Origin of the sequence: Herbaspirillum sp. meg3, from assembly GCF_002257565.1 — a bacterium.
In the GTDB taxonomy this organism is placed as follows: Bacteria; Pseudomonadota; Gammaproteobacteria; order Burkholderiales; family Burkholderiaceae_D; genus Herbaspirillum.
The window spans coordinates 1462793-1475350 of record NZ_CP022736.1 but is presented as its reverse complement, the minus strand read 5'-3'; the positions used below and the strand labels follow the sequence as shown (position 1 = coordinate 1475350).

Genomic DNA, 12558 nt, shown 5'->3' with positions numbered 1-12558 from the left:
TCCCGCCGTTTCGCCGCCAAATCAGGGGTAAGCCTCCGAAAACATTTATAATGGAAGGCTTTTGCAACGGCATCACTTTTAACCTCTTCCATGAAGGTATTTCGCGGACTTCCCAATGCTGAATCGCGTGCGCCCTGCGCGCTGACGATCGGCAACTTCGACGGCGTGCACCGTGGCCACCAGGCGCTGCTGGCGCAGGTGCGCGAAGCTGCAACCCGCCTGAACCTGGATGCCGCCGTGATGACGTTCGAACCGCATCCGCGCGAGTTCTTCGCGCAACTGGCCGGCACCCCGGAAAAAGCCCCGCAACGTATCGCCAACCTGCGCGACAAGCTGCAATCGTTGTCCAACGCCGGTGTCGACCGCGTGATCGTCGAACACTTCAACGCCAACTTTGCCGCCCTGTCGCCGCAAGATTTCATCGAAAAGATCCTGATTCAGGGTCTGCACGTGCGCTGGCTGCTGGTGGGCGAGGATTTCTGCTTCGGCTCGCGCCGCGCCGGCAATATCCAGACCCTGATCGACGCCGGCAAGCAATACGGCTTTGAAGTGCACACCATGCCTAACGTAAACAACGAAGGCGTGCGCATCTCATCGTCGGCGATCCGCGCGGCGTTGGCGAAGACGGATTTTCCGCATGCACGTCAGTTGCTGGGTCATTCGTATGCGATTTCCGGCCATGTGGTGCACGGCAAGAAGCTCGGCCGCACCATTGGTTTTCCGACGCTGAACATGCGCGTGGGTCACAAGCGTCCGGCGCTGTCGGGGATATTCATCGTGCAGGTGCATGGACTGGGCGACAGCCCCTTGCCGGCCGTGGCCAGCCTGGGCGTGCGTCCGACCGTGGACGACAGCGGCCGTGTGCTGCTGGAAACACACATCTTCGATTACAGCGGCGATTGCTATGGCAAGTTGCTGCGCGTGGAATTTTTGAAGAAATTGCGCGACGAAGAGAAATACGTCGACCTGCCGACATTGACGGCAGCCATTGAGCGCGATGCGCAACAGGCGCGTGCCTGGTTCAAGGAACAGGCGAGTTTCGCCGTGTCCGCCACCGACCGAATTTGACGCTGGCCCGCCCCGCTCGCCGGTACTGATTTCCAGCGACGCGTCTTACCGTATCAACAGCCGGATCAGCTACCTCAGCCGTCACCGATTTCCAGAATTTAACTGAAAACAACTATGTCGAACAACGAATCTTCCAAGCCAAACAAGCCGGGCAAACCTGAAGGCAAGCCGGTCAGCAAGTATCCGGTCAACATGACCGAGACCGCATTCCCGATGCGCGGCGACCTCGCCAAGCGCGAGCCGCAATGGGTCAAGGAATGGCAGACCAAGAAACTGTATCAGCGCATCCGCCAGGCCTCGGCCGGCCGCCCGAAGTTCATCCTGCATGATGGCCCACCGTATGCCAACGGTGAGATCCACCTGGGCCACGCCGTCAACAAGATCCTGAAAGACATGATCGTCAAGGCCCGCAACATGGCCGGCTTCGACGCGCAATACGTGCCGGGCTGGGATTGCCACGGCATGCCGATCGAAATCCAGATCGAAAAGAAATACGGCAAGAATCTGCCGGTGGCCGAAGTGCAAGCCAAGGCACGCGCTTATGCCAACGAACAGATCGAACTGCAAAAGAAGGACTTCATCCGTCTGGGCGTATTGGGCGAATGGGACAATCCATACAAGACCATGAACTTCTCCAACGAAGCCGATGAGCTGCGCGCGCTCGGCACGATTCTGGAGAAGGGTTATGTCTATCGCGGCCTGAAGCCGGTCAACTGGTGTTTCGACTGCGGCTCCGCATTGGCGGAAGCGGAAGTCGAATATCAGGACAAGCGCGACCCCGCCATCGACGTCGGCTTCCCGTTTGCGGAACACGACAAGATCGCCAAGGCCTTCGGCCTGACTAAGCTGCCTACCGACAAGGGTTACGTCGTCATCTGGACCACCACGCCATGGACCATCCCGTCCAACCAGGCGCTGAACGTGCATCCGGAATTCGACTACGCGCTGGTACAGACCGAGCGCAATGGCGAGCCGACGCTGCTGATCCTGGCCAACGACCTGGTCGAATCCTGCCTGCAACGCTTCGGCCTGGAAGGCAAAGTGATCGCCACCACCAAGGGCGAGGCGCTGTCGCTGATCGCCTTCCATCATCCGCTGGCGACCGCCGACAAGGGCTATGACCGCCTGTCGCCGATCTACCTGGGCGACTACGTGACCGCCGACAGCGGTACCGGTATCGTCCACTCGGCGCCTGCCTACGGTATCGAAGACTTTATCTCGTGCAAGGCGCACGGCATGAAGGACGACGACATCATCAGCCCGGTCATGGGCGATGGCCGCTACGCCTCGTCGCTGCCGCTGTTTGCCGGCCTGACGATCTGGGAAGCGTCGAAGCCTATCTGCGCCAAGCTGGAAGAAGTCGGCACGCTGTTCAAGCTGGTGATGTTCGATCACAGCTACATGCACTGCTGGCGCCATAAGACACCGATCATCTATCGCGCCACGTCGCAATGGTTCGCGAGCATGGACAACACGCCGAAAGACGGCGGCAAGAGCCTGCGCGAAACCGCACTGCAAGGCATCGAAGACACCGCCTTCTTCCCGGCATGGGGCAAGGCGCGCCTGCACGGCATGATCGCCAACCGTCCCGACTGGACGCTTTCGCGCCAACGCCAATGGGGCGTGCCGATGGCTTTCTTCGTACACAAGGAAACCGGCCTGCTGCATCCACGCACGCCTGAACTGCTGGAACAGATTGCCCAACGCATCGAGCAAGGCGGCATCGAGGCATGGCAGACGCTGGATCCCAAGGAATTGCTGGGCGACGAGGCTGATCAATACCTGAAGAACAAGGACACGCTGGACGTCTGGTTCGATTCGGGCTCGACCCATCAAACCGTGCTGCGCGGCTCACACAAGCAAGAGTTGCAATTCCCTGCCGATCTGTATCTGGAAGGTTCGGATCAGCATCGCGGCTGGTTCCACTCCTCGCTGCTGACCTCTTCGATGCTGAACGGCCGCGCGCCATACAAGGCGCTGCTGACGCACGGCTTCGTGGTCGACGGCGAAGGCCGCAAGATGTCGAAGTCGCTCAAGAACGGCGTCGAACCGCAAAAGGTGGCCGACTCGCTGGGTGCGGAAATCCTGCGCCTGTGGGTGGCATCGAGCGATTATTCCGGCGAGATCTCGATCTCCGACGAAATTCTCAAGCGCGTGACCGAAGCCTATCGCCGCATCCGCAACACGCTGCGCTTCCTGTTGGCCAACACGGCCGATTTCGACATGGCCAAGAACGCCGTGCCGGTCGCAGAGATGCTGGAAATCGACCGCTATGCGATCGCCAACATGGCCAACCTGCAAAAGGAAATCCTGGCGCATTACGAGACTTATGAGTTCCACCCGGTGGTTTCCAAGCTGCAGATGTATTGCTCGGAAGACCTGGGCGGCTTCTACCTCGACATCCTCAAGGATCGCCTGTACACCAGCGGCGTCGATTCGCATGCACGCCGTTCGGCGCAGACTGCGATCTGGCACATCACCCAGGCGCTGCTGCGTCTGATGGCGCCGACGCTGTCGTTCACGGCGGAAGAAGCCTGGAGTTTCTTCGCCAGCAAGGAAGCCTTTGCCGACAGCAACGAAACCATCTTCTCGCAGACCTACTACACGCTGCCGGAAGTGGCGCAAGCCGAGGCGCTGGTTGCCAAATTCAACGTACTGCATGAAGTGCGTGCAGCGGTGACCAAGCAACTGGAAGAAGTCCGCATCGCCGGCAACATCGGCTCGTCGCTGCAGGCGGAAGTCGAACTCAAGGTCAGCGGCGACAAGGTCGCCTTGCTGGAAAGCCTTGGCGACGATCTGAAGTTCGTGCTGATCACATCTGCCGCCAAAGTCACTGCAGTGGCAGCGGAAAGCGATGAAGCCATCGTCGTCACACCGTCGGCCAACCAGAAGTGCGAACGCTGCTGGCACTATCGCGCGGACGTCGGCTCGCATGCCGAGCACGCCGGCCTGTGCGGCCGTTGCGTCTCCAATCTGTTCGGCAGCGGCGAGACCCGCCACTTCGCTTAAGCATCATCAAGTATCAAACAGACCGGCACGCGACCAATAAGCAATAGCGCGTGCCGGTGCTTTTTCTGAATATCCTTCTTCGACATCATCCATATCCATCCTCCATGGCTTCCAATAAAAAACGCCTCATGCCCAGCTCCAGCAATAACAACAGCCTGCTGCCATGGCTGGGTATTTCGCTGATCGTGCTGCTGCTGGATCAACTGTCCAAGATCACGATTCTCAAACTGTTTCACTACGGCGAATCACGTCCGATCACCGGCTTCTTCAATCTGGTGCTGGTCTACAACAAGGGCGCGGCATTCAGTTTCCTGGCTGCCGAATCGGGCTGGCAACGTCATCTGTTCACGGCCATCGGCATTGCTGCTGCGGTCTACATCATTTATCTGCTGCGCAAGCACGCCGGACAGCGTATGTTCTGCTGGGCGCTGGCGCTGATCCTCGGCGGCGCCATCGGCAACGTGATTGACCGCATTGCCTACGGCCACGTGATCGATTTCCTCGACGTCTTCGTCGGCAACTGGCATTGGCCGGCGTTCAACATCGCCGATAGTGCGATCTGCATAGGTGCGGTATTGTTCGTGCTGGATGAATTGCGCCGCGTCGGTAAATAGATGACCGGCAGCAAGACTGCGGCGATCGGCTACCTATGATTGCGGCAGTTCATTACTGCAGCTCATGATTGAGTTCTACAGGGAGTAAGGCAATGGATCTCACTGGCAAAAAAATCCTTCTCGGCCTGACTGGCGGCGTGGCGTGCTACAAGGCCGCCGAACTCGCGCGCGGCCTCGGCAAGGCCGGTGCGTCGGTGCAGGTTGTCATGACGCAGGCGGCAACGCAGTTCATCACGACCGTCACCATGCAGGCGCTGACCGGCAACACGGTCTACACCGATCAATGGGATGCGCGCGTTGAGAACAACATGCCGCACATCGATCTGACGCGCGGCATTGACGCCATCGTGATCGTCCCCTGCTCCACCGATTTCATTTTCAAACTTGCTCACGGCGCTTGCGACGATCTGCTGTCGACGCTGTGCGTGGCGCGCCCGCATGGCGTGCCGCTGATGATCGCCCCGGCCATGAATGTCGAAATGTGGCAGAACCCGGCAACCCAACGCAACATCGCACAGGTGCAGCAAGATGGCATCAAGCTGCTCGGCCCCGATTCGGGCGATCAGGCCTGCGGCGAAGTCGGCTATGGCCGCATGCTGGAACCGGAACAACTGCTGGAAGAAATCATCGCCGCCTTCCAGCCCAAACTGCTGGCCGGTCGTCGTGTATTGTTGACAGCGGGACCGACGTTCGAGCCGATCGATCCGGTACGCGGCATTACCAATCTGTCGTCCGGCAAGATGGGTTATGCCCTTGCGCGCGCCGCCCGGGAAGCCGGCGCCGAGGTCGTTCTGGTATCCGGACCGACCGCGTTGGCGGCACCTTACGGCGTGCGCCGCATCGATGTGCAGACCGCGCAGCAGATGCATGACGCCGTCTTCGCCAATGTATCAGGGCAGGATGTTTTTATCGCCGTGGCGGCGGTGGCCGACTGGCGTGTGGCCAACGTCAGCGATCAGAAGCTCAAGAAAAGCGCGGACGATGACAGCCTGCACTTGTCCTTCGAGCAGAACGCCGACATCCTCGCCGACGTTGCTGCTTTGACCAAGCGTCCGTACTGCGTGGGCTTTGCGGCCGAATCTGAAAACCTCGAACAGTACGGCGCCGCCAAGCGCGTGAAAAAGAATATTCCCCTATTGGTCGGCAATATCGGCCATCAGACTTTCGGCAAGGACGAAAACGCGCTGACGCTGTTCGACGACAAAGGCCATACCAGCCTGCCGCGCGCCGACAAGCAGACGCTGGCGCGGCAACTGGTGCGCGAGATCGCGCATCGCCTGGCGGCAGCAGGCACACACTAATTCAGCACTGACTTTTAACTTAACAATTTTTGTTCCCATGAAAACTATCGACGTCAAAATCCTCGACCCGCGCATGAAAGACCAACTGCCCGCCTACGCCACCGCCGGTAGCGCCGGCCTGGATCTGCGCGCCTGCCTGGACGCACCGCTGACGATCGCACCGGGAACCACGCATCTGATCCCGACCGGTCTTGCAATCCACGTAGCCGATCCCGGCTATGCCGCGATCATCCTGCCGCGCAGCGGTCTGGGCCACAAGCATGGCATCGTACTGGGCAATCTGGTCGGTTTGATCGACTCCGATTATCAAGGCCAGTTGATGGTCTCGACATGGAACCGCGGGCAGACTGAGTTTGTCCTAAACCCCATGGAGCGTCTGGCGCAACTCGTGATCGTTCCCGTCATGCAGGTCGGCTTCAACGTGGTTGAAGAATTCGACAGCAGCGAGCGCGGCGCAGGCGGCTTCGGCAGCACTGGCAAACACTAGGATTACTAAGGAGTATTGGATGCGCGCAGGTCATCAGGGATATTGGGGAAAAATAAAAATAGCGCTGGCCGTCATTCCGGCAGCTTTACTCGCAGCATGTGTCACACCGCAGGACGGCAGCACCCTCAATACAAAGGCCCCAGCTGCGACTGCACCTGTCGCCGTGAAGCCGCCGGTACTGACGCCGGATCAGATCGCCTTGCGCGCGCTGACGGCGCAGCAGGATCGCCTGTACAACGTTGCGGCACCACTGCTGACCAGCAACGCTCCGCTGTGCCGGGGCAATGCGCGCAATCTGCTTGGTTTCACCGCCAAGAACAAGTATTCGTACCCGACCGAGTTCGTCAACGCCGCGCAATCACTGGGTTTTGACGACCGTCTGCAGGTCACCGGCGTATTGCCCGGCAGCGGCGCAGCAAAGAGCGGCATTCAACGCGGCGATGTGTTGCTGGCGGTTGCCGACAAGCCTCTGCAGCAAGGCCCCGACGCCGAGCGCCAGGCGGCCAATCTGCTGGGCCCGCTGGTCACCAACGGCCGTGCACCGATCAAACTGACTGTGATGCGTAACAAGGCGCAGCAAAACGTCATCGTACCGTTGACGCTGGCCTGCGCCTTCAGCATCGAGCTGGGTAACGCCGACAACGTCAATACATACGCCGACGGCCGCCGCGTGCTGATCACCCGCGGCATGATGAATTTTGCGAAGTCCGACGAAGAACTGGCCTATCTGATCGCCAAGGACATGGCGCACAACTCGCTGGGGCATGCCATTCGCCAGCGCATGGTGGCAACCACGGGCAGCGTGATCGATAACCTGATGCGCGCACAGCCGGATCCAACCGCCACAGCAGGCACAGGCGGTATTCGTCCCTATCCGCAGGATCTGGACGCCGCGGCTGACAATTTGGCGCTGTATATGCTGGTCCGCGCCGGCTACAGCATCGACGGCTACGCGGTCTTCTGGCAGCGTCTGGCGTCGCAATATCCAGCCAGCGTACCGAATGGTTACACTGCACTGCACCCGGCGACGGCCTATCGCATGACCATGATCGACAAGTCGACGCAGGTACTCAAGGCCAAACAGGCTGCAGGAAAGCCGCTGACGCCTTAATGTGAGAGGCTGACGGTATCGGCACAACCGATGCCGTCATGCGCTTACAGATGGCTTCTGTGCCGCCTGAACAGCGTACTACTGAAGCGACGAAGCCACGAGATAGAGCTAAATAAGACAGATCAGCATCAGTGCTTCAGCGAGACGAGCGAAAAAACAAAAAGGCCGGAACGATCAAACGTTCCGGCCTTTTTGCTTGTCCCGCTAACTGCAGCACCGACGCACCTTGCGATGCGCCGGCATTGTCGATACCGCTTACTCGACTTCCAGCTTTTCCTGCGGCTCTTCCGGCGGAGGCGTCGGATCGTCGCCTTCGGGGAATTCCAGCTTGACCTGATCCTTGTCGTCCAGCTCGACGGTGACACGGCCACCATTGACCAGACGGCCAAACAGCAGTTCGTCGGCCAGCGCCTTGCGGATCATGTCCTGGATCAGACGCGACATCGGACGCGCACCCATCAGCGGATCGAAGCCCTTCTTGCTCAGGAACTTGCGCAAGGTGTCCGAGAATACGGCTTCCACCTTCTTCTCGTGCAGTTGCTCTTCCAATTGCATCAGGAACTTGTCGACCACGCGCAGGATGATTTCTTCGTCCAGCGCACGGAAGCTGATGATGGCATCCAGACGGTTGCGGAATTCCGGCGTAAACATACGCTTGATATCCGCCATCTCGTCGCCGGCTTCCTTCTTGTCGGTGAAACCGATCGAACGCTTTTGCAGGCTTTCTGCGCCGGCATTCGTGGTCATCACGATGATGACATTACGGAAGTCAGTCTTGCGGCCGTTGTTGTCAGTCAGCGTACCGTGATCCATCACCTGCAGCAGGATATTGAAAATATCCGGATGCGCCTTTTCGATTTCATCCAGCAGCAGCACAGCGTGCGGCTTCTTGGTGATCGCTTCGGTCAACAGACCACCCTGATCGAAACCGACGTAACCCGGAGGCGCGCCGATCAGACGGCTGACCGCATGACGCTCCATGTATTCAGACATGTCGAAACGAATCAGCTCGATACCGAGGATGAAAGCCAGTTGCTTCGCCACTTCGGTCTTGCCCACGCCGGTCGGACCGGAGAACAGGAAAGAGCCGATCGGCTTGTCGGTTTTGCCCAGGCCGGCACGCGCCATCTTGATGGCCGATGCCAATGCTTCAATCGCGGGATCCTGACCGAACACAACGTTCTTGAGGTCACGATCAATCGTTTGCAGCTTGGTGCGGTCATCCTGATTGACGGATTGCGGCGGAATGCGCGCGATCTTGGAGATGATCTCTTCGATCTCGGACTTGCCGATAGTCTTCTTCTGCTTCGACTTGGGCAGGATGCGTTGCGCTGCGCCGGCTTCATCGATAACGTCGATTGCCTTATCTGGCAAGTGACGATCGTTGATGAAGCGAGCTGCCAGCTCGGCCGCGGAAGTCAGTGCCGAAGCGGAATACTTCACACCATGGTGCTCTTCGAACTTGGACTTCAAACCACGCAAAATCTGAATGGTCTGCTCGACAGTCGGCTCGTTGACGTCGATCTTCTGGAAGCGACGCGACAGAGCGTGATCTTTTTCGAAGACGCCGCGGAATTCGGTGTATGTGGTCGCGCCGATGCACTTCAGCTGACCGCTGGACAATGCCGGCTTCAGCAGATTCGATGCATCCAGCGTGCCACCCGAGGCCGAACCGGCACCGATGATGGTGTGGATTTCGTCGATGAAGAGAATACCGTTAGGGCTGTCCTTCAATTGCTTGAGGACGGCTTTCAGGCGTTGCTCAAAATCGCCGCGATACTTGGTGCCGGCGAGCAGAGCGCCCATGTCGAGCGAATACACGACGGCGTTCTTGAGGATCTCCGGCACATCGCTTTGCGTGATGCGCCATGCCAGACCTTCGGCGATGGCAGTTTTGCCGACGCCGGCTTCGCCGACCAGCAATGGGTTGTTCTTGCGGCGGCGGCAGAGAGTCTGGATCACGCGCTCGACTTCGGCATCGCGGCCGATGAGCGGATCGATCTTTCCTTCTGTGGCAGCCTTGTTCAGATTCTGGGTGAACTGATCGAGAGGACTTTCCTTTTGCTGGCCTTCGGTCTGCACGTCTTCCGCTCCTTCTGGCGCTTTTTGCGAATCAACTTGCTGATCCTTGCGCACACCATGAGAAATGAAATTGACTACGTCCAGGCGGGTCACGCCCTGTTGATGCAGATAATAGACAGCGTGCGAATCCTTCTCGCCGAAGATGGCGACGAGCACGTTGGCGCCGGTCACTTCCTTCTTGCCGTTGGAAGCCGACTGCACGTGCATGATCGCGCGCTGAATCACACGCTGGAAGCCCAGTGTAGGTTGCGTATCGACTTCATTGGTACCGGGCACGGTCGGCGTGTTATCGGTAATAAAATTGGTCAGCGTCTTGCGCAAGTCGTCGATGTTGACCGAACACGCGCGCAACACTTCCGCCGCTGATGGATTATCCAACAGGGCAAGGAGCAAATGCTCTACCGTGATAAATTCGTGACGGGATTGTCTGGCCTCAACAAATGCCATGTGCAAACTGACTTCCAATTCCTGCGCAATCATGCTTCCTCCATCACGCACTGCAGGGGATGCCCTGCTTTCCTAGCGTGGGTTAATACGAGTTCAACTTTTGTGGATGCGATATCTTTGGGATACACACCACACATACCTTTCCCATCGCGGTGAACTTTGAGCATAATCTGCGTCGCCGTTTCACGGTCTTTATTGAAGTACTCCTGAATGACTGCGACGACGAATTCCATCGGCGTATAGTCATCATTCAACAACAATACCTGGTACATAGGAGGCGGCTTGAGCTTTTGCTCCTGCCGCGCCAGGACTGTACCGTTATCATTATCGTGCTTGGTTGCCATGCATCTATTCTAAAACTATCAATCAACTGTGCAACGCACAACGATGAAGAAAATATCCAAATTAAATTAGATATTACGCGTTTTCCTGATAGTCCGCAGATAACGCTTATTTATCGTAAATCAAGAGGCGCACTTCCCATCGAGTGAACAAAAGCTTAATAATTCCACTCAAAACAACTTGACTTTTGCATTTTTAACGAGAACAATGGAATTTATTGATAAGTAGTTACTGCTTGTTAATACGAAGGGGGCAAGTTTAAGGGGGGCTGCGGACGTTTTAATCTCGCGAGGCTTCTTGCTTTAACGGCTCGTGTGATTTTTTATTAATTGAAAGATGCTTTTATGGCAACAGGTACAGTCAAGTGGTTCAACGATTCTAAGGGCTTTGGCTTTATCACTCCGGACGACGGCGGTGAAGATTTGTTCGCACACTTCTCGGCAATTCAGATGAACGGCTTCAAGACCCTCAAAGAAGGTCAAAAAGTTCAGTTCGAAGTCACGCAAGGCCCTAAAGGCAAGCAAGCTTCTAACATCCAAGCCCCTTAATCTCGTATTAAGTTGCTTCTAAAAAGCTCCTGTTTCGGCAGGAGCTTTTTTTATGCCTGTTTTTTTGCACACCAAAGATAAAACGACAATAGAAAACGCCAATAAAAAAGGCCGGTTACCCGGCCCTTTCTGCTCAATTGCAACGTCACTCAAAAGTGTAGAGAGTTGCAAATCACATGTTTTCGATCACGGCATCGCCAAATCCGGAACACGATACTTGCGTCGCCCCTTCCATCAGGCGCGCAAAGTCATAAGTCACCTTCTTCGACGAAATCGTCGCTTGCATTGCGTCGACAATGATCGCGGCTGCTTCAGTCCAACCCATGTGGCGCAACATCATCTCCGCCGAGAGGATCAGCGAACCAGGATTGACGTAGTCCTTGCCCGCATAGCGTGGCGATGTGCCATGCGTAGCCTCGAACATCGCTACGGAGTCCGACATGTTGGCGCCAGGAGCAATACCGATACCACCAACTTGTGCGGCCAACGCGTCGGAGATGTAATCCCCGTTCAGGTTAAGCGTTGCAATGACGCTGTACTCCGCCGGACGCAGCAAGATTTGCTGCATGAAAGCGTCAGCGATTGAATCCTTGACGATGATGTCGCGGCCGGTCTTGGGATTCTTCACTCGCACCCACGGGCCGTCATCAATGATCACACCGCCAAACTCCTTCTGCGCCAGGGCATAGCCCCAGTCGCGGAAGCTGCCTTCGGTGAACTTCATGATGTTGCCCTTGTGGACCAGGGTAACCGAAGGCTTGTCGTGATCGATCGCGTACTGAATCGCCTTACGCACCAGACGCTCGGTGCCCTCTTGCGATACCGGCTTGATACCGAGGCTGGAGGTTTCGGGGAAGCGCAACTTCTTGACGCCCATTTCCTTGACCAGGAAATCGATCAGCTTCTTCGCGCCTTCAGTACCGGCTTGCCATTCGATACCGGCGTAAATGTCTTCCGAGTTTTCGCGGAAGATGACCATGTTTGTCTTTTCAGGTTCGCGCAGCGGCGACGGCACGCCTTTGAAGTAGCGTACCGGACGCAAACAGACATACAGATCCAGTTGCTGGCGCAGCGACACGTTAAGCGAACGGATACCGCCGCCAACCGGCGTGGTCAACGGACCTTTGATCGAGACGATGTACTCTTTGACTGCCGCGACGGTTTCCTCCGGCAGCCAGACGTCATCACCGTAGAGCTTGGTCGATTTTTCGCCGGCATAGATTTCCATCCAGCTGATCTTGCGTTTGTCGCCATACGCTTTTTCGACCGCAGCATTGACGACTTTAAGCATGACAGGCGTCACATCGCGGCCGGTGCCGTCACCTTCAATGAATGGAATGATCGGATTGTCCGGAACATTGAGGGAAAAGTCCGCGTTGACGGTAATCTTCTTACCTTCAGACGGCACGTTGATATGTTGGTACATCGTTGTCTCCGACAATTAAACTAAACGGAATAAAGCGAAAATGCGCGAAGGTGCACAGCCCGCCATTCTGAACCAGATTCGCCTAAGCGGCATCAGGAAACAGCAGCGAATGACATATCGTGC

The 12558-nt window shown here is 57.2% G+C and carries 10 protein-coding genes; 7 read left to right on the top strand and 3 right to left on the bottom strand.

Annotated features, from left to right (window positions below; translation table 11 throughout):
• Nucleotides 1-90 precede the first annotated feature (90 nt).
• From hmeg3_RS06670 to hmeg3_RS06645, 6 genes are all read left to right on the top strand, one after another.
• On the top strand, nt 91-1068 hold the full coding sequence (locus hmeg3_RS06670; protein ID WP_094563045.1) for a bifunctional riboflavin kinase/FAD synthetase: 978 nt from the start codon (nt 91-93) through the stop codon (nt 1066-1068).
• A 114-nt stretch (nt 1069-1182) separates the two neighbouring features.
• The gene (gene ileS, locus hmeg3_RS06665; RefSeq protein ID WP_094563044.1) at nt 1183-4077 is read left to right on the top strand and encodes an isoleucine--tRNA ligase; all 2895 of its coding nucleotides are present in this window, start codon (nt 1183-1185) and stop codon (nt 4075-4077) included.
• A gap of 104 nt (nt 4078-4181) precedes the next feature.
• A complete protein-coding gene (gene lspA / locus hmeg3_RS06660) occupies nt 4182-4691 on the top strand; it encodes a signal peptidase II (RefSeq protein WP_094563043.1) in 510 nt (169 codons plus the stop codon).
• Nucleotides 4692-4783: 92 nt separating this feature from the next.
• The gene (coaBC, locus tag hmeg3_RS06655; protein ID WP_094563042.1) at nt 4784-5992 is read left to right on the top strand and encodes a bifunctional phosphopantothenoylcysteine decarboxylase/phosphopantothenate--cysteine ligase CoaBC; all 1209 of its coding nucleotides are present in this window, start codon (nt 4784-4786) and stop codon (nt 5990-5992) included.
• A 37-nt stretch (nt 5993-6029) separates the two neighbouring features.
• Nucleotides 6030-6479, top strand: a complete 450-nt coding sequence (dut, locus tag hmeg3_RS06650; protein WP_007880233.1) for a dUTP diphosphatase — start codon at nt 6030-6032, stop codon at nt 6477-6479.
• 19 nt (nt 6480-6498) lie between these two features.
• Entirely contained in the window at nt 6499-7590 is a 1092-nt protein-coding gene (locus hmeg3_RS06645) for a M48 family metallopeptidase (RefSeq protein WP_094563041.1), read from the top strand.
• Nucleotides 7591-7845: 255 nt separating this feature from the next.
• On the opposite strand, the gene clpA is transcribed toward hmeg3_RS06645, so the two are convergent.
• Together clpA and clpS are read right to left on the bottom strand one after the other, a co-directional pair.
• A complete protein-coding gene (clpA, locus tag hmeg3_RS06640) occupies nt 7846-10152 on the bottom strand; it encodes an ATP-dependent Clp protease ATP-binding subunit ClpA (RefSeq protein WP_094563040.1) in 2307 nt (768 codons plus the stop codon).
• On the bottom strand, nt 10149-10463 hold the full coding sequence (gene clpS, locus hmeg3_RS06635) for an ATP-dependent Clp protease adapter ClpS (RefSeq protein ID WP_007880228.1): 315 nt from the start codon (nt 10461-10463) through the stop codon (nt 10149-10151). Before clpS ends, clpA begins: the two co-directional genes overlap by 4 nt.
• A 342-nt stretch (nt 10464-10805) precedes the next feature.
• Here clpS and hmeg3_RS06630 point away from each other — a divergent pair, with 342 nt between their 5' ends.
• A complete protein-coding gene (locus hmeg3_RS06630; RefSeq protein ID WP_009665919.1) occupies nt 10806-11009 on the top strand; it encodes a cold-shock protein in 204 nt (67 codons plus the stop codon).
• Between the two features lie 172 nt (nt 11010-11181).
• Here the strand turns inward: hmeg3_RS06630 and icd are convergent, their stop codons facing one another.
• On the bottom strand, nt 11182-12435 hold the full coding sequence (gene icd / locus hmeg3_RS06625; protein WP_094563039.1) for an NADP-dependent isocitrate dehydrogenase: 1254 nt from the start codon (nt 12433-12435) through the stop codon (nt 11182-11184).
• Nucleotides 12436-12558 lie beyond the last annotated feature (123 nt).

Bases quoted from the DNA above. Each gene is read 5' to 3' on its own strand.
- icd (WP_094563039.1), bottom strand. From the start codon at position 12,435: ATGTACCAACATATCAACGTGCCGTCTGAAGGTAAGAAGATTACCGTC.
- coaBC (WP_094563042.1), top strand. From the start codon at position 4,784: ATGGATCTCACTGGCAAAAAAATCCTTCTCGGCCTGACTGGCGGCGTG.
- hmeg3_RS06670 (WP_094563045.1), top strand. From the start codon at position 91: ATGAAGGTATTTCGCGGACTTCCCAATGCTGAATCGCGTGCGCCCTGC.
- hmeg3_RS06645 (WP_094563041.1), top strand. From the start codon at position 6,499: ATGCGCGCAGGTCATCAGGGATATTGGGGAAAAATAAAAATAGCGCTG.
- hmeg3_RS06630 (WP_009665919.1), top strand. From the start codon at position 10,806: ATGGCAACAGGTACAGTCAAGTGGTTCAACGATTCTAAGGGCTTTGGC.
- dut (WP_007880233.1), top strand. From the start codon at position 6,030: ATGAAAACTATCGACGTCAAAATCCTCGACCCGCGCATGAAAGACCAA.
- ileS (WP_094563044.1), top strand. From the start codon at position 1,183: ATGTCGAACAACGAATCTTCCAAGCCAAACAAGCCGGGCAAACCTGAA.
- clpS (WP_007880228.1), bottom strand. From the start codon at position 10,463: ATGGCAACCAAGCACGATAATGATAACGGTACAGTCCTGGCGCGGCAG.
- lspA (WP_094563043.1), top strand. From the start codon at position 4,182: ATGGCTTCCAATAAAAAACGCCTCATGCCCAGCTCCAGCAATAACAAC.
- clpA (WP_094563040.1), bottom strand. From the start codon at position 10,152: ATGATTGCGCAGGAATTGGAAGTCAGTTTGCACATGGCATTTGTTGAG.